Here is a 23,020-nt window from a genome sequence, read left to right as displayed (position 1 = left end):
GCTGTTTCACCGGCCGGGAGCCCGCAGCAGCACCTCGGTGCCGCAGCCGGTGCCGTCTGCTTCGGCTGCCCCAGCCGCTTCCACCGGTTCAGCTGCTTCCATCGATCCGCGAACGGGTCCCGGGCCGTGCGCCGTGCGCCCGGCCCGGAGCCGTGCACCACTGGCGGGGTCAGCGACGGTCGGCGAGACTGCCTGGGCGGAAGTGCTGGATGTTCTCGCTCAGGAAGGCCTCCAGAGTGCGGGGTTCGCGGCCCAGGATCCGGGAGACGGTGTCCGTGGGCTGTTCCGGCCGGGTCACGGCCAGTTGCTGGATCTCCACGATGTGGGAGGCCAGCCAGTTGGGCAGGCCGCCGTGCTCGACCAGGTTCTGCCGCATGGCCGCGGGCGGCAGGTCGACGTACTGGATCCGGCGTCCGAGCACCAAACTCAGCCGCTCGGCCAACTCGGGCTGGCTGAAGGTCCGCCGCCCGGTGAGGGTGTAGGTCTGCCCGGCGATCTGGGGTCGCAGGAGAGCCTCGGCGGCGACGTCGCCGATGTCGCGGCAGTCGACGTAGTTGCAGGCGGCGTCCCCCAACGCGCCGAGGACGACGTCTCGAGCCACGATCGCTGGCGCCAGGGTCAGCAGTTTCTGCATGAAGGCGTAGGGGCGCAGCAGGGTGTGGGTCAGGCCGGTGTCACGCAGGACCTCCTCGATGCTGTGGTGCCAGCGGGAGATGGCGACCGGGGAGTCCGGGGCGGCCGCCGGGGCGGAAAGCTTGACGATGTGCCGGATGCCGCTGTCGGCGGCGATGGTGATGGCGCGGGTTTCCAGAGCCACCTGTGCCGGGCTGTTGACCATGCTGATGAACAGCTGGTCGGCGCCGTGGAAGGCGCTCCGCAGCGACTTCGGGTCCTGGGCGTCGGCTGCTCGGACCTCGACCAGTGTCCGGGCCGCTTCGTCGAGACCGGCCCACAGCCGGTCGGGGTCGCGGCTCAGTGCCCGGCTCGGCACCCCGAGGGCGACCAGGCGTTGGAGGAGTGCGCTGCCGGTTGCCCCGGTGGCTCCCATGATGACGATCATCGCTGTGCCCTTCGTATGGTGTGTGCTCCGCGCCAGCGCCAGGTGATGATCCCGGCGGCGAGGGCCGAGGAGAGCGGTAGGTCCAGTCGGAGGCGGTCGGGCCACGACCCGTGGAGCTCTGTGGTCCCGCCCGGCGTCCAGCCGGTGACCAGCCAGGCGACCAGGGCTCCGACAACTGCGGCCCCGATGGCGAGCGCGAGTGTCGGGACGATACGCGGCGCCGCGGTGAGCCACCCGCCCCGGGCGCGGCGGCGCTGCAGCCACGAGCCGATCAGCGTGGCCACCACCGCCGAGGTGCCCGCTATGGAGGTGCAGGCGGCGATGGTCAGGTCCGGTTGGGCGCTCGCGACGCCTCCCGCGCCGGCCATCAACGCTGGTGCCAGGTAGGCCACCAGGACCTCTCGCCACAGGGTGAAGCGGGGCGGCCCGGAGCCGCCCGGTTCATCAAGCATTTGATTAGTCTCCTAACTATATGGGCAGAGAAAGCCCAGCCCACAGGGGTGGTGAACAAAGGACACAAGGGGGCCGCGAGCCCCGGCGGCTAGTCCTGCGTCAGCGCCGGAATACCCCGAACGAGACGGCCCAGCAGGTCCAGGAAGACCGTCCGCTCCTCGGCGCTGAGCGGGTCCACCATCGCCTGGAGCCGACCGAAGTGTTCCGGGGCCAACTCCCGCATCTTGCGCGCCCCCCGGGCGGTGAGCACGACGACGGCGGAACGGCCGTCCTCGGCGGACGGACGACGCAGCACCAGCCCGTCCCGCTCCAGGCCGTCGAGCAGGCCCGTCACGGTCGCCCTGGACACGCCGAGGCTCGCCGCAAGTTGCGAGGGGGACTTCTCGCCGTCCGCGTCCTCCAGGTCGGCCAGCAGACGGTAGCGTCCGGCAGACAGGCCGAACCGGGAGAAGTGCACCTCGACCGCCTGGCCGAGCCGGGCCCCGGCCGCCATCAGGCGCACCGCGACGAGCACCGCCTGGGGGTCGACGTCGAGGCCGTAACGCCGGATCTGGTAACGGGCCTGATCCAGCGTGGGGATTTCCTCGGGCCTCGGTTCCTGTGCCATGCAAAGTAGTATGGTCGCTAATCATTCTCTTCGTCAAGGCGCGGAGCCGACGCCAGACGCCGGACCACTCCCCCGGACGGTCGACCGGTGAACCTGCTCAGCGACGTTCAGGCCACTACCGGGCCGGCGTTCGGCGGCCGACGCCCAACCAGCTTCTCCTCGTTCCGGGGGCCCCGCTCCGCATGGTGCGGAGCCCTCTCTACGATGCTCCCGTGCCGTCCGATCAGCGGGGGCCATCGGGAGTGTGGGGGAAGGTTCGACATGGAGAATCCGGCGGGTTCACGGTCGCCGGTGCCCGTTCGCAGAGCGAATCGGAAAGCTCTCATCGTCTCGTGTGCCGTACTGGCGGCCGGGGTGCTGCTGGTGTTGAGCGACATCGTCGCGTTCCGAATGAACATCCAGTTGCTCTCCCAGCCGAGCGACGCGATGCGGCCGACCTTTGAACACGACAGCAAAATCGTCGCAGAAAGGATCGAAGGCAACCAGGTGCGACGCGGTGACGTGGTCGTGATCGACATTCCGCAGTGGAAATTTTCCGGATCCGTCATCAAGCGAGTGATCGGTGTCGGCGGGGACCGGGCCAGCTGCGCCGTGCAGGGCAAGGTGACGGTGAACGGCAAGCCGCTCGACGAGCCCTACGTCCTCAACGGGGTGACCAACGGGCTGCTCCGCGACTACGACGTGATCGTCCCTCCCGGGCGGCTCTTCCTGCTCGGCGACAATCGCGTCGACTCCCTCGACTCCCGTTTCCACCTCGACATGGAGCAGGGAACCGTCCCCGCCTCCGCCGTGTCCGCCCGGACGACGACCGGCGCCGGAGCGCTGATGCCTTACGAGGTGTCCTTCGGTGCCGGGCTGATCATCGCGCTGGCCGGGCTGATCGGCACGGTGATCGCCTGGGCCAAGGGGCGACGCCGGATCGTCCCCGCGCCGAGCGGCATCGCAGTCCCGCACGACTGGCCGTAACCGGCGACGAACAAGGCCAACACGCGGCAGTGCCGCACACGGATGGTGTCACGCCGTGCTGCGCGGGGCCGAGTTCACACGGTCCTCACCACGCCATCACGGTGCCGGCTCGGCCAACGTTGGCGACTCACCGATCCGAACTGTTGTTGCAAGCGGGTTTTTGCCAACTGCGCCGCGCGCCTTGTCCGGGTGGTCGCCGACTGTCATCGTCGGGACCTGTGCCCGGCATGACGACCTGTGCGAGCGGAACCGGGGAAACGAGATGAAGATTCTGAAAGGGCCGACGTCGAGGCGAAGGGCGTTCGTGCTGGGGATTCTCGTGATGATCGCGAGCCTGCTGCAGGCGCCGGCCGCGTCGGCGACCGATCCGGCAGACGCTCCGCCCGGCTACGGCGGACCGTTCAACTCCTGCCCGGGCCAAACGTGGAAGAACGTGACCCTGCGCAACGGCACCACGGAACTCGGGTACCTGCAGATCTGGTACCACGGCACCTACAAGGGCGGCACCTACTGCGCGCGGGCCGGCGAGGGAATCCCCGGTGCGCATCACATGGAGATCGTCGTTCGCCGCGGGGACTGGCAGACGTCCTGGTACGACTCGGGCACCTACAACGACTACGCCGGCTTCATCGACGTGTACGGCGCGGCGACGAAGTGCGTCCACTTCTTTGGCCGGGTCACGGTGAACGGGGTGAACTACGAGCGGACTTGGCTGACCCCCGAGTGCCTTTGACGCCGACCGTCGCAGACGTCAGGCGGTCGAACCTCCTGGTGCGCGAAGAGTCCGGCGGACGGCGTCGCGGAGCCAGTGGTGGGCTCCGTCGGCTGCCTGGCGGGGATGCCAGGCCATGCCGATGGTCAGTGGCGGCAGAGGCAAGGGGATATCGAGCAGGTGCAGGCCGAGGGCAGTGGCGTCGGCGGTGAGGGGTGAGGGGGTCGCTCCGGGGAGCGCTGCGGGGACCAGGCAGACGACGTCGCTGCGGGCGGCAAGGGCCATCGCGGCCAGATGGCTGGGGAGGACAACAGCCACCCGCCGGCGCAGGTCGTGCTCGGCCAGGGCGGTGTCGAGTGGACCGGTGAACCGGCCGCGTCGGCTGACCGCGACATGGTCGGCGGCAGCGAGCCGGGCCGGGGTCAGGGGTCCCTCGGTCAGGGGGTGACCGGGCCGGACGGCGGCCACCATCCGCAGGGTGACCAGCTTTTCGACCCGGGTTTCGGGATCGACGTGGTCGATGGATCCGATCTCCAGGTCGATCCGGCCGTCTCGGAGGGCCGGCTCAGCCTCCAACTCCTCGGCCCGGAAACGCAAGGAGATACCCGGCGCCTCTTGCCGGGCCAGTAGCAGCAGGCCGGAGGCCAGCGCCGCACCGACCAGGTCGGCGGCCTGGAGAGTGAAGGTGCTGCGCAAGGTGGCGGGATCGACAACGGTGCCGGGGGCGAGCAGTGCTTCCAGGCTGCGCACCACCACAGCGGCCTCGTCGCGCAGGGCCTGGGCGCGCGGAGTGGGGACCATGGTCTGCCCTGCCCGGACCAGAAGCGGATCTTGGAGGATGCGGCGCAGACGGGCGAGGGTGCGACTCATGGCCGCCGGGGAGGTGTGCAGGCGGGCGGCGGCGCGCGTGACGCTCTGCTCGGTCAGCAGGGCGTCCAGCGCGACGGCGAGGTTGGCGTCGATGACCGGATCAGAGCTGTTCACCAGGGTAATTCCATTTCAGGCAATGATTGCGTGCCGAAGTTCCCATTGTGGCATTGCCGTGGTCCTCAGCAGGATGAAGGGCATACCGATCCGGCACGACCTACGAGGTTTTCATGATCGTCATCACTGCTCCCACGGGGAACATCGGCCGCCACCTGCTGCCCCTGCTGCTGGAGGCCGCCCCCACCCACGGGGAGGAACTGCGGGTGATCGTGCGCGACCCCGCCCGGCTCCCTGAAGCGGTGCGCGAACGCGTCGAGGTGGTCATCGGGCTCGCACGGCGACGCCGAGGTCGTCGACCGGGCCTTCGAGGGCGCGGACGCCGTCTTCTGGCTCGTCCCCCCGGACTCCTCCCTGGCCCCGATGGACGCCTACTGCGGCTTCACCGACCCCGCCGCGGAGGCGCTCGCCGCCCACGGCGTCGGACACGTCGTCGGCGTCTCCGCGCTCGGCCGCGGCACTCCGGTCGCCGACCGCGCCGGACTCGTCACCGTCTCCCTCGCCGTGGACGACCTCATCGCGAAAACCGGTGTCTCCTACCGGGCCCTGGCCAACCCCTCCTTCTTCGAGAACTTCCTGGAGGAGGCCGACTCGATCCGCGAGAAGGGCGTCTTCACCGACGTCCTGGACGCCGACCGCAAGGCCCCCTCGTCACCGTCGCCGACATCGCCGCCGTCGCCGCCCGCCTGCTGCTGGACCGCTCCTGGACCGACGTCGCCGACGTCCCGGTTCTCGGGCCCCAGGACCTGTCACCCAACGACCTGGCCCGCATCATGACCGAGCAGCTGGGCCGCCCCGTCCGCTACGAGCGCCAGTCGCTCGACGAGCTGCACAGCACCCTCGTCGGCTACGGCCTCAACGAGGAATTCGTCCAGGGCATCGTCGACATGAAGCAGGCCAAGGACAACGGCCTCGACGCCGGCGTCACCCGTACCCCGGACACCGCCTCTCCCACCACCTTCGAGCAGTGGTGCGCCCGGACCCTCAAGCCCGCCGTCCTGTCCTGAACCGGGCCATCACATCGAGACCCCCTGCCACTTGGGAAGGACCCGTCATGCCCACTGAGGAAGCCGAAGCACCGGTGACCGCTTTCCTGCCCGTCAAGACCACACCTGAATGGCTTGCCCTGACCGTCCAGGAGCGGGTGGACGCCTTCACCACCCAGGTCGTCCCCGCGATCGAGGCCAAAACCACCGGCGTCCGGTCACGCTTCTACGACACCGAGTTCTACTCCGCACGCGTCACCGATGTCTGGGTCTGGGAAGCAGACGATCACCACGCCTACCAGCTCCTCATCGACGCGCTGCGGGAGACTCCGTTCTGGGACCGCTACTTCGAGGTCGTCGACCTGCTCGTCGGCACTGAGAACGGCTACGCCCGCACCTACGGCCTCGACGCCGTCGCCACCATCACGACCTGACACACCGCCCGCTCCACGTGACCGGGCCGGTGTCCGCTAAGGAAGCGGCACGGAAGCCGAACCGCTCATGGGCCGCCTCCCAAGAGGCGGCCCATGCGCGCCTGTCCGCGCGCGCCGATGCGTTCGTTGGGGGCGGCCCCACGCCCGCCGGGCGACGAAGCACCGTCTACTTCAGGGTCAGCCAGGCTGCGGGATCCTGCTGTACCGCTCGCATCAACATGCGGAACGTCGAGGGCTCGAAGAGGACGCCGGAGTAGGCCTCGGGGATCCGCCTTCCGTTGATCACGCCGGTGGGCGTACCCGGTCCGCGGTGGTCAGGAGTGGCCGCGTCATATGCCGTTTGGGAGGCGCTGACGAAGGCGCGGTACTTCATCGTTTTGACGGCCGAGTCGAAGGCCGGACTGCGCAGACCCGCGACCTTCGTGGCCTGTTGCAGGAGAAACGCGTCGGTGTAGCCGTCGACGGACTCCTCGGGCTGATTCTGGTAGAGCACCGCGTGATACTCGGCGAACTTGCCCGCGTCCAGCGCCGCCCGCAACGCATTGACCGCCTTCTTCGAGCCGCTGCCTCCCAGCCTCTCATCGAGGAAGGACGCCAGCACGTACTGGGTCTTCACATCACGCTGCACCGTCAAGGCCTGCAATGCCGGTCCGGCGCCGGTGAGTTCGAACTCCTCACAGACCGGGCACCGCGGATCCTCGTAAAGGAGCACCGTCACCGGCGCGCCAGGATCTCCGACAGTGATCGTGATGCCGTCCGCGCCGAGCTTCTCGGGCAGGTACTTCAGACCTGCAGCGGAGTCCTTCGACCCCGTTGCGATGGTCTGCTCCACGACGGGTGCCGGCTCCGAACGGCTGCCTCCCCCAGCGCAGCCCGTCGACGACCATCCCACGACGGCCACCAGAACGGCCGCGGCCAGCCGTCTCCTCACACCATGCGTCACCAGCACAGATCCCTCCCCAGGTCCTCAGGAGGATAGATCATGCGTGCGACACATGCCGACACCAATACTCCGGCACCAGGCCCGTACAGATGGATTCGCCGAGCCGTGTCCCTGGGCCGCGCGGTCCGGGGCCGGGACGGGTGAATGCGGCCGCGCTGCGGACGACCACCGGCCGCCAGGCCTTCACTCCTGCGGCGTCTGCCCGATCTTGGCAAGCGTCAGGACACCGCCGCCGATACCCCATCCGGCGTCGGCGACCTCTTCGACCAGTACGAGGGTGGTGGCCCGGGCGCGGTCGCCGAAGACCTCGGCGTACAGGTCGGTGGTGCGCGTGATGATCTGCTCCTTCTGCTCTGCGGTGAGGGTGCCGGCGGGGACCTTGAAGTTCGCGAAAGGCATGGTGCTCTCTTTTCGTGCGGGGGGCGCCGGACCTGCTCACAACGAGCAGGAGGCCGACCCCGATGCGGCAACCATCCGTCCTGGTCGCCTGCTCCGGCCAGGGCTGAGCCCACCCAGGGGTCACCAGCCCCTGGCTCGGACCCCGCCGGAGAGGCGACGATGAGCGGGTGAACCTTCCCGAGCTTGCGGCGTTCCTCAGGTCCCGGCGTGATCGGATCCGGCCGGCCGACGTCGGCCTGCCCGCCGGGCCCCGGCGCCGGGTGCCGGGCTTGCGGCGCGAGGAAGTCGCGCAACTGGCGGGCCTGTCGGCCGACTACTACACCGAGTTGGAGCGCGGACGCGGCGCCCAGCCCTCGTCCCAGACGCTGGCCGCCCTCGCCCGGGCGCTGCGGCTGGGCGGCGACCAGCGCGACCACCTGTTCCATCTCGCCGACCGCCCGCTGCCCGCATCGGGTCCCGCCGCGACCGGGCGGCACGTCCAGCCCGCCCTGCTCGGGCTGCTGGACCGGCTGGCCACCACCCCGGCTCAGGTCATCACCGACCTGCACGAGACCCTCGTCCAGAACGAGTTGGCCGCGGCCCTGCTGGGCCGGGCTCCGGAACCGCGTGGCCCGGCCACCGGCTTCGCGTACCGCTGGTTCACCGATCCGGCCGCCCGCGCGGTCTACCCGCCCGAGGACCATCCGCACCACTCACGGGTCTTCGTCGCCGACCTGCACGCCGTCGCCGCCCGCCGGAGCCGCGACCCCGAGGTCGCCGGAATGACGGCCGCACTGCGGCGGCGCAGCGCGGAATTCGCTGCCCTGTGGGACACCCACGACGTCGGCCTGCGCCGCACCGATCACAAGCGCATCGTGCACCCCACGCTGGGCGTCATCGAGTTGGACTGCCACAGTCTGTTCAGCGAGGACGGCCGCCAGCGCCTGTTGTGGTTCACTGCCCCGCCCGGTACCGAGGGTGCCGCTCAGCTTGCGCTGCTCGGCGTCATCGGCACGCAGGACATGGCGGCGACCGAGAGTGCCTCCCGCGCCGAAGGCGGCGTCCCCGCGAGCTGAGTGCGGATGGCATGGCCCGGAACCGCCCGTTGCGGCAGGCCCGTCGACCTCGATGGTGGCGTAGCCGTCGCGCTCGGCGGCCCCGGCTGATCCCGCTGCAACCCGTACGCCCTGTCCGCCGCACCCACCCCCTGACCGGCTGCGCATCACCGTCAAGGCCGCCGGCGACGGCAGCGAACGCGCCGCACGGCTGCAGCCCGGTACCCGGGTCCTGGTCGAAGGCCCGTACGGCACCCTGACCGCCCTGCAACGCGCACAGCCCCGCATGCTCCTAATCGCCGCCGGCATCGGTATCACCCCCCTGCGTGCCCTCCTCGAGGACACCCCCTACTCCCCCGGCGAAGCCACCCTCATCTACCGCTGCAGCAGGACCCAACACGCCGTCTTCGCGGACGAACTCCGCGCCCTCGCCGCCCACCGCGGCATCGAGCTGATCTTCCTGCCCGGCTCCCGCCGCGCCGACACCTCCTGGCAGGCCGCCGGCCCCACCCACGTCAGCGACGACCCAGGCCCTCCAAGACCTCGTCCCCGACATCGCCCACTGCGACATCTACGTCTGTGGCCCGCCCACCTGGCTCACCGCGGTCCGCAAGGCCGCACGCGGCGCCGGAGCCCACCGCGACACCATCCACACCGAAGACTTCGCCTGGTAGACCCCCGCCCCCCGGTCCCTTCCAACGCCCGCACTCACCACCGGAAGTTCACAGGCGCCGCATCACCATCTGGATCACCGCCACCCTCGCCGTGGCCGCATTCCTCTTCGCCTTCCAGCTCAACCGGACCGGCACCACCGGGAAGTCCGGCGACGACGGCAACCACACCGAACCCGGCGCCACCGTCCCCGCCTCCCCTGGCCAGGACCCGGCCAAGGCCGGCGGCGACACCCCGAGCGACGGCTAACACCGGCAAGCCCGGCGAGAACAAGTAGGAAACCGACTCAGCCGGATCCGAGCCCGGACAGGCGGTGTGCTCATCGGCTCGGTGGTGAGCGGCGCGAACGCACTCTGCCAGGAGTCGTCAGCGCTGTTCCGGACGGTCTACGACCTCTTGCTCGGGTCGCCCTCCGGGCGGCGTTCGGGCACGCGGGGCGGGATCGCGGCGGTGTGTCCGGAGCGGCCGAAGACCTCGATCCCCGTTTCGGAGACAAGGCCGCGGATGTGGCAGGCGGGAGCGCCGGGACGGCGGACGGCGTACAGGTCCGCGGCCAGGCCGGCGGAGTTCGCCGTGGGCTCCGCGGTTCCCGAGTACACCGGTTCGCCGGTTGTCCGGGTCGCCTTCAGCGCAAGGCCGACTGCCGTGGGCTGGGAGAGGACGAGAAGAGCGACGCCCGGGTTGCCGTGCTCCGGGTTCGGACTCACGACGAAGCCGAGCACCGCGGGCGCCGCCAGGAGGCCGGTGCGGCCCTGGGCATCCAGAAGTTCGCGGCGGAGGACGAGATGGATCAGTTGCTCCCGGCAGGCGATGGCCAGAACGACGTGGGTCTCCCCCGAGACCTCGGGCGCCCAGTCGCGCACGGCCGCGAGAATGGCCGATGCACCCGTCACGCCGGTCGCGTTCGACACGAAGGCGTCCGCCGTCGATCCCGGCTCCGCCACCAGATCGAGCGACGGTGGTTCGCCCTGATTCTTCAGGCCGAAGCGGTGCGCGAGCAGTGTCCGGGCGAAGTCGGCCCGGGCGACGACAACCGGAGTCACCGCGGTGCCGCCGGCGAGCCGCGCGACTGCTGCCGCGTCGGCCGGTCCGCCCAGCCGGCCCAGAGTCGCGATGGCGGCGAGAGCGACCTGCTCGCCCGGATCGCGCACGTTGCGAGCCGCCGCGACAGCGCGGTCGGGCGCCGTCCTGGCCAGGGCCCGCAGGGCGGCGCCACGGACGGTGTCGGCGACGTCGTCCGCGGCCACGGTCTCGTCCAGGAGGTCATCACGTTCCGGCACGTCGACTGCGGCATTCGACAGGACGCTCACGGCCTCCCCTGCCGTCATCACCGCGGTGGCACCCCGGAGCGCGGCGGCCATCGTGTCGCGCTGCAGCCGCTCGGCAGGGACGTCGAGGTACATCATGACGGTCAACTCCTCACGGCAGGGTGGTGAAGCAGTGCTGGGCGATCGTGAGGCTCTGGCCGAAAGTGAGGAGCGGCACGCTGGTGAAGCCCCCGGCATCCACGGACCTGTACATCAGGTTGGCCGGATCACCGTCGTGATCCAGACCGAGGTAATGGCCGATCTCGTGCGGCATGACGCCGTTGGTGGCGGGCCCGACCAGTTCCACGACCGCGCCGGTCATGCTCGGCCAGGTCTCGTACTTGTTGCACGTGCCCTTGACCGGCGAGAGGCCGGCTGTCGGACCGACGTAGCTCTTCACCAGGAAGACGTCGACAGCGTTTCCGGGAATGGTCCACTCGGACGTCAGCCACTGGGCTTCCGAATCGCTGTCGATGTACGAATATCCTTGAGCGTCGGTCACTCCAATGGAGTAGGCGTCGAAGCCGAACATGTCGAACCCGATCTGCCAATAGACCTGGCGGGTCGCCCAGCAGGCCGCGTCCACGACCGCCAGGTCATCGGTTGTGAAGTTCTCCCAGCCCACGTAGATGAGATTGACCGCGACGTGCGGCATCGCGCCTCCCTGGTCAGAAACTCGAGCGTCGCGAGGAAACCGCGGCATGGCGCGCAGATGCTCCCCCACCACGCCTCGAGGGCTTCCGTTGCACCTTCCGCAAGCGTGCACGTGACCGCGCGGAGTTCTTGTCCCACCGTCACGCGGCTTCCGCATGTCTGCAACTCGGTGGTGACTCCAACACCTCAAGACCACAGATCGGCCATGCCACTTCATCTCTTGCGTCCATCGCACATCCGCGCATGCGGAGGGTCCATCCCGGTGCAACCCTGGAACCAGGCCGAGTGCCGGTAGCCCCCCGCGTTCAGCCGGTTCCTCTCCCGAGCACAGTTCTCAGTTCATTGACGGAGAGCAGGCCCGCCATGCTCTTGCTCGTACGACCCGATGATCTCGTGGTTCTCGGCGTCGACTGGTCCGGTTTCCAGCTGGACGGATCGCGCCTCCGAGCGGTGTCCGAGCCCGCCCTGGTGACGGCTCTCTTCCCGCCGCAGCACCTGGCCGAGGAGGTCACCGGCAACGGTCTGGCCCGGGCGCAGCTGTCGGGAACCAGCCAGGTCGTCTACCGGGTGGCCGTGGGGACCGTGATCGACCTGACGGTGGACGGGTTCCTGGAGGCCCTCGGCACGGCGGAGGTCCAGGAGCAGACCGCGATCGAACTGCCATGGGGGCTCCTGCTGTCGCCTGCGGCCGCCGCGACCAGCGATCATCCGGCCCAGGCGCTGCGGTCGAACCCCACCGCGGACGTCGGCCTGTGGCGTACTCGCCTGTCCGCCGGGCAAGTACGCCCCGCCGATGCCCGGCCGGGCGTCAACCTGGGGTTCCTCACCCCGGTGGACGGTCCTGACCGGGCGCGGATCGTGGCGGAGAGCCAGCGAAAGCTCCCCGATGTCCAGCGTCTGGAACTGACCTCACTCGGCGGGGCACTGACCGCGCGTGGCGACTGGGGCACGTTCCAGTGGGAGCAGAACGTCGCGGTCGGACGCGACCAGAGGGTGCGCATCGCGACCGAGGGTGTGCTCTACCCGCTCGGGCACCGGGCGGTCCTCACCGTGCTGACCGAACGGGGGATCGGCGACGGGCCGGCCGCGCTCCGGCAGCGAAGAACGCTGGCCGTCACCGAGCCGGTCCGGTTCTCGACCGGCGACAACCCGGTCCACCGCAAGTTTCCGTTCGACGCCTTCGAGCTGACCACGCTCTGGTACGACGACCTGCCCGATCCGGTCTGGCAGAACTACGTCCGGCCCGTTCCGATGCTCACCGAGGTGCGCGACGAGCTCGATGGACTACGGTCGCGGTCCGCCGATCTGGCAGCCCAGGTGGATCTGGAGGGTCACCGGTTCCGCCCGCCGGAGGAACTCGGAACGCCGGAGGTGTCCCAGCTGAGCGACGCCTGGGCAGAGCTGGCCGGCATTCAGCAACAACTCGCCGACGACCAGGTCAACCGGGACGCCGCGAACCAGATCTCCAACCAGCTCAGCGACATCCAGAACCGGATCGACCAGCTGCAGATCGCGGATCCGGAGTCACCGGAGCTCGCCGATCTGTTCGCGCAGGCCTCGGAACTCTCCCAGGAACTCCGCAACATTCCCACGCTGCCCAATCAGGTGGTGTTCCAACTCTCCCAACGGGCTCAGCAACTCCAGGCCGAGATCGATCGGTTGGCCCAGGTCCTGGACGCCCAGGGTCACCGCGTCCGGGATGTCAACGAACTGGCGCAGGAAGGCTTCGGGCCCGCCGTCGAGTTCCTCGACCTGCAGCCCCAGATCGACGCGGCCCAGGCCCACGTCACCGAGCTCGAGGCGCTGGCGACACAGTCGTTCAGGCTGTTCTTCACGCCGCCGGTCCAATTCCCGGTCCGTGGCCGTGGCCCGGCAGGTGATGTGGCCTTCGACCTGCCACTGATCTTCGTGGCGGACTTCACGCTGGATCCGACACCGGATCTGCCGGGGTTCCGCTCGTTGACCGATGCCGACGTGGCCGAGCAGTTGCGGACGGCCTACGACCGGGCCACCGTGCCGCTGCCCGGAGTACCGATCGACCTCGTCAGGGCACACGACCCGAAACCGGCCGATGTGCACGAGGTGCACGAGCTGACCATTGTCGGAACAGCATTCGGCGAGAGCTTCCATCCGCAGATCGAACGGCTGACGGCCGCGCTGCCCGCGCTGCGGACGCTCCTGGGGGATCCCGACAAGCTGATCCCGCTCACGTTCAACGACAACTTCCTCGACGTCGGTGCGGCCGAGCCACTGCCGCTGTTGTTCGAGGCCGGCAGCTCCTACGGCGCCGACTTCGCGGGACGGGCGGGCGCTCTGGTCACCCCGTCGTTCGCCGCCGATGCCATCTCCCGGTTGTACGGCCCGGTGGCCCAGGCGGGCCTGCTCAAGGACGCGGCCGGGAAGCTCAGCGCGGCCCGGGTGTTCGGAGACACCGCACGGATCCTCGGCCTCTCGCTCAAGGACCTCGCCCCGAGCCTGGACGCGCCACCGGAGATCACGCTCATTCCGCCCAACTCGGCGAGGATGACCTGGCAGAACGTCGTCCTCAAGGACCTCGCACCGTTCAAGGCCGGTCCCTTGACGAGGCTGAACCTCACCGTCGTCCGCTCGCCGGACCACCTCACCACCAGCTGCGTGATCAACGACTTCACTCTCCAACTCGGGCTGCTGGACGTCGGCATCGGCTCCATGACCTACACCCAGGAGGACGACCGGCCGCCCCGGCTGGAGGTCCACGGCGTCACCCTGGACGTCGCCGGCCCGCTGAATCTGCTCAAGGAGCTCCTGGCCAAGGTGCAACTGGGCCCGGTCGTACCCGACATCGCGGTGACGCCCCAACAGATCTCCGTCGGGTACTCGCTGCCCATTCCCGAAGTCACCACCGTCGGGTTCAGCCTGCGCAACATCCTCTTCCGGCTCGGCGTCACCGTCCCGCTGGACGGCGCCCCGCTGACGGTCCAGCTGGCCTTCGCCAGCCGCGCGAACCCGTTCGCGCTGAACGTGCTGCTCTTCGGCGGAGGAGGCTATGTCGATCTGGCCATCACCGACAACAAACTGACCAGGTTCGAGGCCGCGCTGGAGTTCGGCGCGTCGGCCTCGATCGGCATCGGCATCGCCAAGGCCGAGGTACACGTCCTCGGTGGCATCCGGTACGAGCTCGTCGGCGGCGATGCCCAGCTCAGCGGCTATCTGCGCTTCGGGGGCGGGGTCGACATCCTCGGTCTGATCTCGGTGTCGCTGGAGGTCGTGATCACCCTCAGCTATCAGCGCGCCACCAACGCGCTGATCGGCCGGGCGACCCTGGTGGTCAGCATCGACCTGACCTTCTACTCCGACTCGGTGACCGTGGACACCGGCGAGTACCGGATCAGCGGCGACGCACCATCGCACAGCCCGATGGTGGGCCCGGCCCCTCCCCTGGGTCCGGCGGACGGGGCGGAGACCGGCCTGGCCGCCTGGCAGGAGTACCGGCGCGCATTCAGGAAGGCGGGGCAGCCATGACCAACGGCGACTCCATGGTGTGGACGGCACTCCCCGGTGGCCGGGTGAACGCGGGCCTGGCAGTGCTGCGGCTGGCCATCCATCCCCGGCTCAAGGGGCCGCTGACGGCCAGCGAACTCGCCGACTGGCCCAGGCGCCTGCCCGGCATTCCGATCCAGATCACGCTGCGGAACGCGGGCACGGTCAAAACGATCACGCCGGGCCGCCTCAACGAGGCCAGGAGCGAGGTCTGGCAGGCACTGCTCGGCGGCCTGCCCGTCCGGCCGTACGCCCCGCACACGTTCCAGGGGACCTCCGTGGAAACGACGTCGGCGGACGCGGGCGCGGTCATCGACACCTACGCGACAACGGCCAAGGCCCCGGACGACGTCGCCACCCAGCTCGAGTCCTGGGACCACGAGACGCCCTCACGCGTACCGGAGGGACCGCCGCCGCCCGCCCCAGAACTGGACTTCCACCAGCAGGTGGCACGGCTGCGCGAGCATCCCGCGGTGCTCCGCGCACTCGGTTTGATCGTCGAGCTGACGCTGCCGGTCGGCGAACTCGGCCCGACCGGCACGGTGAGCATCGGCGCGCCCGGCCTGACCTCGCTGGTCTCCCCGGCCACCAACTACGAGTTCGACGGGCACCTGTTCCTCCCCGCCTCCGCCGGGGACCTCACCACCGGCATGCTCGATCTGCGCTCCGCCGACCTGACCGGTTCCGGGAGCAACGCCCGCTGGGAGATCACCACCTTCGACGTGGACGGAGCCGTGACCAGACTTCGCCAGGCGGCCCGCAGCGATCGCAGCAGCCTGCCGCACCTGCGCTCGACCGGGCTCATGCTCGTCCGGCGCGACCGGCAGGCGGACTTCGACGACCGGCACGCGCGCGCGGCATCCCACGCGGCGCCCGGCAGCGACATGGCACTGGCCACGTTCAACGCCGACGAGCTGCTCCTCGGCTACCGCATCGACATCCGGCCCAAGGACGGTCAGTGGGCGCCGCTCTGCCGCCGCGTGGCCACCTACCGCGCCGGTGGCGTCGACCTCGGCCCCGAGATCGAGGAAGGGCACGTCAAGCCGTACGCGGCGACCGGGAACGGTGACCAGCTGCAGGCCGACGAGATCGTCGCCCGGTGGTCCGGCTGGAGCCTGGTGCTGCCCCCGCCCGGCTCCCCGCGCGCCCGGCAGTCGGCCGGCCCGCTGGACTGGACCTTCGACATCGAACCCGGCACCCTGCCCGAGCTCCGGTTCGGCCACAGCTACGAAGTACGGGCCCGCGTCGCCGACCTGGCCGGCGGAGGCCTGTCGGCCGACGATCCGGCGGCGGACCGCTTCATGAGCTCCCTCGTGGTGTACACCAGGTTCGAACCGGTGCCACCACCCGAACTGAGCGGCATGGAACTGGTCATCCGCAGCGACCGGGACATGAGCGCGGAGCAGTTCCTCGCCGCCAACCCGCGCTACGCGACCGCGGCCACCGCACTCACCCTGACCGTCCCGAACACCACCCTGGCGCTGGCCGAGCAGCACGGCATGCTCGATGGCGACGACGCCCAGACCTGGGCGGCGGCCCAGCAGCCCACGGACCCCGCTTCCGCAGGCGTCGTGGTCCATCTCGCGCTGCCGGTCCCGGTCACCGCCCGCCGCCCCTGGCAAGGACCCTGGCCGATGCGGAAGACGAAGACCCTCACCCTGGTCGAACGGGCCACGGGCGGACAGCCACAGCTCACCTGGAGCGCCGGTGACGCGGTGGCGACGGTCAGCCTGAGCCAGGCCGAGCAGATCACCGCGGAACTCTCCTCCTACCTGCCCGACGACTTCCTGGACAGGTTCGCCATCCGCCAGTGGCTGGAGCCCGGCAACGAAAGCGCCGCCAGCGGCGGACGGCACCCGATGGTCACACCCACCCGGGAGATCGCGCTCGTCCACGCAGTGCGCAAGCCGCTGCGCGATCCGACCGGCACGCTCCAGGCAGTGCGGCAGCCAGGGCAGACCTGGACCACCCTCGTGCCCTCCACTCCGCGGCTCGAACTCGACCCGCCGAGCACCGCCCAGGTGTACCTCACCGCAGCCTGGGACGAGTGGGACGACGCCCCCGCGCCGACCCCGGGCACAGCCGCCGTCCAGACGATCACCATGCACCCCACCGACGAGGACCTGCCGCCGCTGCGCCACGAGTTCGGCGACACCAAGCACCGCATGGTCATCTACACCGTCACCGGAACGTCCCGGTTCCGGAAGTACTTCGCCGATGACGAGCCCGACGCGAACTTCCTGGCCTCGACCGCACTGCCGGCCGTCGACGTGCCCAGCACTGCCCGGCCGATCCCACCGGTCGTGCTGGGCGTGCGGCCCGCCTTCAACTGGCAGACCGGCCCACCGACTCCCGGCACGGCGCAGTGGGACGACTTCCGACGGACCCGGCTGGGCGGGCGGTTGCAGGTCGAGCTGGCCCGCCCCTGGTACACCACCGGCCAGGGGGAGCGCCTGGCCGTCCAGCAGACGCTCCTGGGCCGCGACCCGATCTGGAGCACACCCGAATCGGCCACTTCGGTCGCCGGCACGACCTTGCATGAGGTGTGGCAGGCGGGAGAGAGCTGGTACGCCGACGTGGAACTGCCGCCGACCGAGTCCTACGCCCCCTTCGTCCGGCTCACCGTGGCCAGGCACCAGCCGAGCAGCCTCCCCGGCCTGGACACGTCCGCCTCCGTCGACACCGACGTGGTCGCCACCCTGCCGGACCGGACGCTGACCGTGCAACGCCAGGGGACCGAACTGCACGTGCAGCTCGACGGGACCGGCCCGACCGGCCCCCAGCCGAACGTCGTCCAGGTGCTCATGGAACAGAGCCCGTCCGGGCAGGGGGCGCTCACCAGCCTCGACGGCGCGGTCGGTGCGACGACGTGGGTACGGGCTCCGGGGGCCGTGGTGACCGGGACCCTCAACACGCCGCTACCTCCCCTTGCCATCCCGCCGACCGGCGACAAACTGAGGATCTACGTACGGGAGGTCGAACAGCCCGGCGCCTCGCCGAGCACCGGCGAGCTGGCCGAGCGCGTGGTGTTCGCCGACTACGTGCTCGGCTTCCCAGCACCGCTCCCGTGAGGCCCGCGCTCCGGGACCGCCGCCCGGCCGGGATCCAAATAGGGTGGGCCCCGGCGAGCAGGACCCGCTGGCGCAGTAGCGCGAGTCCGGCTCTGCCGGACACCTGGCGTTTGAGCATCCTGAGGCGGTTGATGTGACGACGGCACGCCGCCTGCAGCCGGTACGGCCCGAAGACGCCGCACCCGCGCAGGTCTGGTACGCCTCCTACGGCTCCAACATGCACATGAACCGCTTGATGTCCTACCTCGGCGGCGGACAGCCTCCCGGAGCGTCCCGCAGCTACCCCGGCTGCCGGGACAGCCGGCCGCCGGCGCTCTCCGTTCCCGTGGAACTCACCGGCGCGCTGTACTTCGCCACCGAGTCCCCGGTGTGGTCCGGCGGCCGGGCCTTCTACGATCCCCACGCAACCGGGCACGTGTACGCCCGCGCCCACCTGGTGACCGCCGGACAGTTCTCCGACATCGCCGCGCAGGAGATGTACCGCGAACCGGGAACAGACCTCGACCTCACCGAGGTCCTGCGCTCCGGCGTGGCCACGCTGGGGCACGGCCGCTACGAGACGCTGGTATGCCCCGGATCGCTCGACGGCCTTCCCCTGCTCACGTTCACAGCCCCGTGGACGGTCGACGAAGCCGACTGGACACCGCCCTCCGCCGCCTACCTGCGGCACCTGGCCCACGGACTCCTGGAGACCGGAGCCTGGGACGTGCCCGCCATCTCCGCCTACCTGCAAGCCTGCCCAGGCGCCGCAGGACACTGGAGCGCCCACCAGATCGCCGACCTGCTGACCCCATGAGCCGCAACGGCCTTGCCGCGCGGGCCGGGTGGGACGATCGTCAGGCGCGACAGCGCAGCATGGTCAGCGGAGGATTGCCGGCGAGGTCCGACCAGAACTCCTCACCGAACTTGGCCACACCGGCATCGGAAACCGTCAGCGGTACCCAGGTCAACTCGGTGAATCCGGCCGCCTGCAGAGAATTCTCGTAGACCTCGCGGTGGGGCGGGGTGGCGACGAACGAGATCGGCGGGTCGAGCAACGCGGTGATCCTTACTCGCGGCCCGAGATCGGATACCTCGCCGGCCGATTCGCAGCGGAACCCGTACCTGTCCAGGGGCGGCCCGTCGAAACGGAACTCGGGGCTCTGCATGAAGACGAAGAACTCGGCCCCGTCCATCAGGCTGCGGTGGATGTTGCGACACATCCGCTCGATCGTGGCGACGTCCTCGGCGTAGTTGAACAACTGGACCGCAACCGCGATGTCGAAGCGCTGTTCGAAGGCGCGCAGCTCGGCCACATCGCCCACCTCGTAGCGCACGCCCAGCGGTTCGCCGTCCTCCAGCGCCTGCGCTGCGGCCACCATCTCACCGGAGATGTCCACTCCCAACACCTCTGCGGCGCCACGCCGCTTGAATTCCCTGCTGTAGAAGCCGGTCCCGGACGCCAGGTCGAGGACCGACCTTCCGCGCACGTCCCCGACCATCGCCAGGAAGCTGGGCACCTCCCCGTACTGCGCCAGCGGCAGGGTTTTGAAGCCCTCGAACGCCTCACCGATCTCGTCGTACAGCTGCGTGCTCATCGTGCTGTCCTCTCCCGCGCTTCATGTCCGTGGCCGGCCCGTTCCCCAGGAACCGCCGCACCCCCTGGCGGACACTCTCCCCCCGCCCCGCAGGACAGCCGTATTGGCAGAAGATCCAAAGATGCGGACACCGTCCCGGCCTTTCTCTCAGGACGACGTTCTGTAAAGAGTGGCGATCTCGGCGGCGCGGTTGCGCAGGGAGTCGCGCAGCCACTGCGGGGTGAGGGCTTCCGCGTTCGTGCCGAGGTGCCACAGCGCCCATTCGGCGTGTCGCGAATCCTGGAAGGTCACCTCCAGCCGCAGCCGGCCGTCCGTCTCGGCTTCCTCGGCGAGGACGGCCAGCGCGGTGCCCACCAGTTCCTCCCGCCGCGCCGGGTTCATCCGTACCAGCACGGTGACTTGGTCGCCGCCGGTCCGGAACTGCAGGCTGCGTTCCTGCCAGGCCTGGTCCAGGTCGACGCGCTCCGGGCGCTGTGCCGGTTCGGCGAGTTCCTCGGCGGCCAGGACCCGGGACAGCCGGTAGGTGCGGTCCGCGCCGGATCTCGTGGCCAGCAAGTAGCCCTGCTCGCGCACGGTGACCAGGCCGATCGGGTCCACCGTGCGCCACTTGGGGGTCTGGTCCACGGCCGCGTAGTGGATGCGCAGCTTGTGTCCGGCGAACACCGCGCGCCGGATCTCGGTCACCACGGGGTCGGGCGCCTCCTCGGTGACCAGCCGGCGCGAGAGGACGTCGGTCTCCGGGTCGATGAGCAATCGCTGAGCCGCGCCGGCCGCAGTGGCCTGATAGCTCTCCGGGAGCGCGTCGACCACCTTGCGCATGGCCGAAGCGAGCGCCGGGCCGAGCCCGAATGCCTGTGCGCCGCGCCGCGATCCGGCAACCAGCAGAGCAAGTGCCTCGTCGTGGTTCAGGCCGGTGAGCTCGGTCCGGAAACCGGGCAGCAACTCGAACCCGCCGTGCCGACCGCGTTCGGCGTAGACCGGGACACCGGCTGCGGAGAGCGCATCGATGTCGCGCAGCACGGTGCGGGTGGACACCTCCAACCGGCCGGCCAGTGCGGCCGCGGACAGCCGACCGTGCTGCCGCAGCAGCAGCACCAGCGAGACCAACCGATCGGCGCGCACACGAAAACGCTATCGGAATACACGACACACGGTGTCGTGATTCGTTGAGAGGCTTCAGCACGACACAGGCCCATCGCACACGAGAGGTGACCCTCATGGCACACGTCATGGTCAATCCGGACGGCTTGCACGACCCGGTCCCGTTCGGCTACAGCCACACCGCCACCGTCCCCGCCGGTACGGAACTGGTGCTTGTCTCGGGTCAGTACGGATCGGGCCCGGACGGCGCGGTCGTCTCGACCGATTTCACCGAGCAGGTGCAGCGGACGTTTCACAACATCGGCGTCGCCCTCGCCGCCCATGGGCTCGACCTCAGCCACGTCGTCCAGCTCAGGACGTATGTGGTGGACCACGATGTCAGCAAGCTCGGGCCGATCGCCGGGGCCGTGCAGAAGGGCTGGGGTGCGAAACCGCCCACGCAAACCCTCATAGGTGTCGCGAGCCTGGCAACACCCGACGTGCTGTTCGAGGTCGAGGCTCTCGCCGCCCGGCGCTGACTCGCCGCCGGCGTGCTGTTCCGTCCCGCGTTCCTCGTCGCGGGCCGGGACGGCGACGCGCGCGGCACCGATCACCACTCCTGGACCTGCTCGGGAACCGTTCCCTCGGTTCCTGCGTGACCTCATGATGTGTAGTCGGCTGGTGAGGGGACCCGATGAGAGCGCGAACGATGGTGAGCGTGGCGGTATCGGCCTGTGTGGCGATGGTGGCGTGCGCGTGCGGCCCGGAGAAGTCGAAGGAGAACACGGACACGAAGCCTTCGCAGCCTTCGGCGTCCACGCGGACGAACGTGCCGTCGGCAACGCCTTCGGCAACTCCGTCGGTGCCCGCTCCGACCGAGAAGCCGTCGGCAACCCCGACCGGCGCTCAGCCCGCGCCCAAAACGAAAGAGCGCGCGATCCAGCGGTACGAGCAGTACCTCCACGCCCTCGGCCGTGAGGACATTCACACGGTCTGCGAAGTGGCCGGCCCCGGCGCGAAGAAGGCGGAGGAGAAGGGCTTCGGCCCGTGCACGTCGACGTACGTCACCGTGTTCCAGATGATCTCGCCCGCGCAGAAGAAGATCCTGCGAACCGCAACGGTCGACCCGCAGCGCGTCTCCGTGCGCACGCCCGACAAGATCGAGATGCCGGTCGAATCGGTCAGGCCCTCCGGCACCTTCTCCGAGAGCGACCTCGGCAACTACACCCTGGAGTACCTCAAGAACGACTGGTACATCACCGACGGAACCTGACGCAGCGCCCATCACGCCTGACCCGGCCACCTCCGGTCTCGCAGCCTGGTCAGGAATGACTCGGCGATCGAAGAACACCCATCGCAGGTTCCGGGCGGAGGTTCACCAGCGCCCCTCGGCGGTGGTGAACCGGTCCTGCTCAGGTCGAGGGGCCGAGCCAGGTGCGCAGCGCGGTCTGCAGCCGGCCGGTGTCGGCGGGGCGGTGGCCCTGAGCGAACGCCACGCCTCCGGCAGTACCCCGGAGGACGACTTCCGCTGCAGCCTCACCATCATGCTGACCGGTCTACGCACCCCCCACCAGCAGCTCGGGGCCGGGGCCATGCCGAGCCATCGCCGATCGCAAAGGAAGCGCCGCCACGGTAGGAGGACACCACGGTCGGCCGGTCAGTGGATACGGGATGGGAGGTCAGGCACGGCAACGGGCCGGAGCACTGTGAGGGACTCTTCCTGGCGAGCCACCATCGCAAAAGGGAACCTGTCGATCTCCAAGCAGAGATCGACGTCGTCCGGGTGGTATCCGCTCCGCAGCCCAGCGGCAAGATCGGCCGCGGCACGAGAGGTCCTCGCGCGGTGGAGATACGGAGCCGCGTCGACCTCGCCTGCGGCCATGGAGTGGCCGATGTATTCGGCGCAGGCCAGGTCCTCGTCGGCCCGGCCTTCTTCGCCGGTCACGACGAACGTCACCGGGCCGGAGTCCGTGGTCCGCAGGAACCGCGCGGTCGGGCCGGCCACGACGAAGCTCGCGCACAGGACCAGCGGTGCGTTCGCGACAGCCAGCGCTCCCACGGTGCCCGCCGTCGTCTTCTGCACCAGGGTGCGGCCGGCGAAATCACGCGACCTGAGCAGGCCGGGTGAGTTCACCGCGTCGAAGCCCGCCGCTGGAGCCCCGTCCTTCAACGCCAGCCAACCCGAGTGGCTCTCCTTCAAGGCGAGTGCCTCACTCTCCGTGGAGGCCAGGACGATCCTCTCGACGCCACGCGAGAAGGCCCAGGCAGCCACGGTGAAGGCGCGCATGACGTCGATGACGACAGCAACACGGGGAACGCCGGTCAACTCCGGGATGCCGACGAAACGATGGTCCATCGCACCATTCTGCCGCCCGGGATCATCCGGAGAGCACGATTGCTCCGGCTGCAATGCGGTGAGCTCAGGGATTGACCCGGACACCAGGTGACACCGCACCGCGTGCACCGCAGGTGCCCGTGGTGCAGCACCGCGGGCACCTGCTGCACCGCAGGTGTCCCGTGGTGCAGCACCGCGGGCACCGCCGTTGCCCACGGCTGCGTCGT

21 protein-coding genes and 1 pseudogene are annotated in these 23,020 nt (G+C 69.8%); 11 read left to right on the top strand and 11 right to left on the bottom strand.

Going from position 1 to position 23,020, the window contains the following annotated elements; translation table 11 throughout:
- Window positions 1–169: 169 nt before the first annotated feature.
- The 3 genes from C8250_RS41145 to C8250_RS41135 form a co-directional block, all read right to left on the bottom strand.
- Complete coding sequence (locus tag C8250_RS41145) at window positions 170–1,048, bottom strand: NmrA family NAD(P)-binding protein (protein ID WP_306665062.1); 879 nt, start codon at window positions 1,046–1,048, stop codon at window positions 170–172.
- Between the two features lie 8 nt (window positions 1,049–1,056).
- On the bottom strand, window positions 1,057–1,512 hold the full coding sequence (locus C8250_RS41140; RefSeq protein ID WP_138351906.1) for a hypothetical protein: 456 nt from the start codon (window positions 1,510–1,512) through the stop codon (window positions 1,057–1,059).
- 89 nt (window positions 1,513–1,601) lie between these two features.
- Window positions 1,602–2,120 (bottom strand): MarR family transcriptional regulator, encoded by a 519-nt coding sequence (locus C8250_RS41135; RefSeq protein ID WP_138351907.1) that lies wholly within the window; start codon window positions 2,118–2,120, stop codon window positions 1,602–1,604.
- Between the two features lie 291 nt (window positions 2,121–2,411).
- Here C8250_RS41135 and lepB point away from each other — a divergent pair, with 291 nt between their 5' ends.
- Together lepB and C8250_RS41125 are read left to right on the top strand one after the other, a co-directional pair.
- Window positions 2,412–3,086 (top strand): signal peptidase I, encoded by a 675-nt coding sequence (lepB, locus tag C8250_RS41130; protein WP_187145194.1) that lies wholly within the window; start codon window positions 2,412–2,414, stop codon window positions 3,084–3,086.
- A gap of 262 nt (window positions 3,087–3,348) precedes the next feature.
- Complete coding sequence (locus tag C8250_RS41125) at window positions 3,349–3,819, top strand: hypothetical protein (RefSeq protein WP_138351909.1); 471 nt, start codon at window positions 3,349–3,351, stop codon at window positions 3,817–3,819.
- A gap of 18 nt (window positions 3,820–3,837) precedes the next feature.
- Here the strand turns inward: C8250_RS41125 and C8250_RS41120 are convergent, their stop codons facing one another.
- Window positions 3,838–4,782, bottom strand: coding sequence for a LysR family transcriptional regulator (locus C8250_RS41120; protein WP_138351910.1), 945 nt, complete (start codon window positions 4,780–4,782; stop codon window positions 3,838–3,840).
- Between the two features lie 113 nt (window positions 4,783–4,895).
- Between C8250_RS41120 and C8250_RS41115 the strand changes: the two are divergent.
- Window positions 4,896–5,789 (top strand): annotated as a pseudogene (locus C8250_RS41115) (NAD(P)H-binding protein).
- A 47-nt stretch (window positions 5,790–5,836) separates the two neighbouring features.
- Complete coding sequence (locus C8250_RS41110) at window positions 5,837–6,202, top strand: darcynin family protein (protein ID WP_138351911.1); 366 nt, start codon at window positions 5,837–5,839, stop codon at window positions 6,200–6,202.
- A 166-nt stretch (window positions 6,203–6,368) separates the two neighbouring features.
- On the opposite strand, the gene C8250_RS41105 is transcribed toward C8250_RS41110, so the two are convergent.
- On the bottom strand, window positions 6,369–7,034 hold the full coding sequence (locus C8250_RS41105; RefSeq protein ID WP_244809719.1) for a thioredoxin domain-containing protein: 666 nt from the start codon (window positions 7,032–7,034) through the stop codon (window positions 6,369–6,371).
- Window positions 7,035–7,328: 294 nt separating this feature from the next.
- Window positions 7,329–7,544: a 4-oxalocrotonate tautomerase family protein gene (locus C8250_RS41100; RefSeq protein WP_138351912.1), complete on the bottom strand. Its 216-nt coding sequence runs from the start codon at window positions 7,542–7,544 to the stop codon at window positions 7,329–7,331.
- A gap of 167 nt (window positions 7,545–7,711) precedes the next feature.
- On the opposite strand from C8250_RS41100, the gene C8250_RS41095 reads away from it, so the two are divergent.
- Window positions 7,712–8,599, top strand: a complete 888-nt coding sequence (locus C8250_RS41095) for a helix-turn-helix transcriptional regulator (RefSeq protein WP_138351913.1) — start codon at window positions 7,712–7,714, stop codon at window positions 8,597–8,599.
- A 744-nt stretch (window positions 8,600–9,343) separates the two neighbouring features.
- Window positions 9,344–9,499 carry a hypothetical protein gene (locus tag C8250_RS41085; RefSeq protein WP_232486165.1) on the top strand — a complete coding sequence of 52 codons (156 nt, stop codon included), beginning with the start codon at window positions 9,344–9,346 and terminating at the stop codon, window positions 9,497–9,499.
- A 137-nt stretch (window positions 9,500–9,636) separates the two neighbouring features.
- On the opposite strand, the gene C8250_RS41080 is transcribed toward C8250_RS41085, so the two are convergent.
- Both C8250_RS41080 and C8250_RS41075 read right to left on the bottom strand, forming a co-directional pair.
- Window positions 9,637–10,656 carry a hypothetical protein gene (locus tag C8250_RS41080; protein WP_138351914.1) on the bottom strand — a complete coding sequence of 340 codons (1,020 nt, stop codon included), beginning with the start codon at window positions 10,654–10,656 and terminating at the stop codon, window positions 9,637–9,639.
- Window positions 10,657–10,669: 13 nt separating this feature from the next.
- Window positions 10,670–11,212: a matrixin family metalloprotease gene (locus C8250_RS41075; RefSeq protein ID WP_138351915.1), complete on the bottom strand. Its 543-nt coding sequence runs from the start codon at window positions 11,210–11,212 to the stop codon at window positions 10,670–10,672.
- Between the two features lie 362 nt (window positions 11,213–11,574).
- On the opposite strand from C8250_RS41075, the gene C8250_RS41070 reads away from it, so the two are divergent.
- The 3 genes from C8250_RS41070 (at window position 11,575) to C8250_RS41060 (ending at window position 18,597) form a co-directional block, all read left to right on the top strand.
- A complete protein-coding gene (locus tag C8250_RS41070; RefSeq protein WP_138351916.1) occupies window positions 11,575–14,712 on the top strand; it encodes a hypothetical protein in 3,138 nt (1,045 codons plus the stop codon).
- Complete coding sequence (locus C8250_RS41065; RefSeq protein ID WP_138351917.1) at window positions 14,709–17,801, top strand: hypothetical protein; 3,093 nt, start codon at window positions 14,709–14,711, stop codon at window positions 17,799–17,801. The genes C8250_RS41070 and C8250_RS41065 overlap by 4 nt, the downstream gene beginning before the upstream one ends.
- Window positions 17,802–18,018: 217 nt before the next feature.
- On the top strand, window positions 18,019–18,597 hold the full coding sequence (locus tag C8250_RS41060; RefSeq protein ID WP_232486171.1) for a histone deacetylase: 579 nt from the start codon (window positions 18,019–18,021) through the stop codon (window positions 18,595–18,597).
- Between the two features lie 40 nt (window positions 18,598–18,637).
- Here the strand turns inward: C8250_RS41060 and C8250_RS41055 are convergent, their stop codons facing one another.
- Window positions 18,638–19,378, bottom strand: a complete 741-nt coding sequence (locus tag C8250_RS41055) for a class I SAM-dependent methyltransferase (protein WP_138351919.1) — start codon at window positions 19,376–19,378, stop codon at window positions 18,638–18,640.
- Between the two features lie 147 nt (window positions 19,379–19,525).
- Complete coding sequence (locus C8250_RS41050) at window positions 19,526–20,500, bottom strand: WYL domain-containing protein (RefSeq protein WP_138351920.1); 975 nt, start codon at window positions 20,498–20,500, stop codon at window positions 19,526–19,528.
- A gap of 95 nt (window positions 20,501–20,595) precedes the next feature.
- Here C8250_RS41050 and C8250_RS41045 point away from each other — a divergent pair, with 95 nt between their 5' ends.
- Both C8250_RS41045 and C8250_RS41040 read left to right on the top strand, forming a co-directional pair.
- Window positions 20,596–20,997 (top strand): Rid family hydrolase, encoded by a 402-nt coding sequence (locus C8250_RS41045; protein ID WP_138351921.1) that lies wholly within the window; start codon window positions 20,596–20,598, stop codon window positions 20,995–20,997.
- Window positions 20,998–21,320: 323 nt separating this feature from the next.
- Complete coding sequence (locus C8250_RS41040; protein WP_210340063.1) at window positions 21,321–21,731, top strand: hypothetical protein; 411 nt, start codon at window positions 21,321–21,323, stop codon at window positions 21,729–21,731.
- A gap of 384 nt (window positions 21,732–22,115) precedes the next feature.
- Here C8250_RS41040 and C8250_RS41035 read toward each other — a convergent pair whose 3' ends face one another.
- The gene (locus C8250_RS41035; RefSeq protein ID WP_138352077.1) at window positions 22,116–22,814 is read right to left on the bottom strand and encodes a 2-phosphosulfolactate phosphatase; all 699 of its coding nucleotides are present in this window, start codon (window positions 22,812–22,814) and stop codon (window positions 22,116–22,118) included.
- Between the last annotated feature and the right edge of the window lie 206 nt (window positions 22,815–23,020).

The organism is Streptomyces sp. So13.3 (assembly GCF_005860785.2).
In the GTDB taxonomy this organism is placed as follows: domain Bacteria; phylum Actinomycetota; class Actinomycetes; order Streptomycetales; family Streptomycetaceae; genus Actinacidiphila; species Actinacidiphila fildesensis.
Note: the sequence above shows the minus strand (reverse complement) of the source record. Positions and strands in the feature narration are given on the sequence as shown.

Bases quoted from the DNA above. Each gene is read 5' to 3' on its own strand.
- C8250_RS41145 (WP_306665062.1), bottom strand. From the start codon at position 1,048: ATGGGAGCCACCGGGGCAACCGGCAGCGCACTCCTCCAACGCCTGGTC.
- C8250_RS41140 (WP_138351906.1), bottom strand. From the start codon at position 1,512: ATGCTTGATGAACCGGGCGGCTCCGGGCCGCCCCGCTTCACCCTGTGG.
- C8250_RS41135 (WP_138351907.1), bottom strand. From the start codon at position 2,120: ATGGCACAGGAACCGAGGCCCGAGGAAATCCCCACGCTGGATCAGGCC.
- C8250_RS41125 (WP_138351909.1), top strand. From the start codon at position 3,349: ATGAAGATTCTGAAAGGGCCGACGTCGAGGCGAAGGGCGTTCGTGCTG.
- C8250_RS41110 (WP_138351911.1), top strand. From the start codon at position 5,837: ATGCCCACTGAGGAAGCCGAAGCACCGGTGACCGCTTTCCTGCCCGTC.
- C8250_RS41100 (WP_138351912.1), bottom strand. From the start codon at position 7,544: ATGCCTTTCGCGAACTTCAAGGTCCCCGCCGGCACCCTCACCGCAGAG.
- C8250_RS41080 (WP_138351914.1), bottom strand. From the start codon at position 10,656: ATGATGTACCTCGACGTCCCTGCCGAGCGGCTGCAGCGCGACACGATG.
- C8250_RS41075 (WP_138351915.1), bottom strand. From the start codon at position 11,212: ATGCCGCACGTCGCGGTCAATCTCATCTACGTGGGCTGGGAGAACTTC.
- C8250_RS41070 (WP_138351916.1), top strand. From the start codon at position 11,575: ATGCTCTTGCTCGTACGACCCGATGATCTCGTGGTTCTCGGCGTCGAC.
- C8250_RS41065 (WP_138351917.1), top strand. From the start codon at position 14,709: ATGACCAACGGCGACTCCATGGTGTGGACGGCACTCCCCGGTGGCCGG.
- C8250_RS41060 (WP_232486171.1), top strand. From the start codon at position 18,019: ATGCACATGAACCGCTTGATGTCCTACCTCGGCGGCGGACAGCCTCCC.
- C8250_RS41055 (WP_138351919.1), bottom strand. From the start codon at position 19,378: ATGAGCACGCAGCTGTACGACGAGATCGGTGAGGCGTTCGAGGGCTTC.
- C8250_RS41045 (WP_138351921.1), top strand. From the start codon at position 20,596: ATGGCACACGTCATGGTCAATCCGGACGGCTTGCACGACCCGGTCCCG.
- C8250_RS41035 (WP_138352077.1), bottom strand. From the start codon at position 22,814: ATGGACCATCGTTTCGTCGGCATCCCGGAGTTGACCGGCGTTCCCCGT.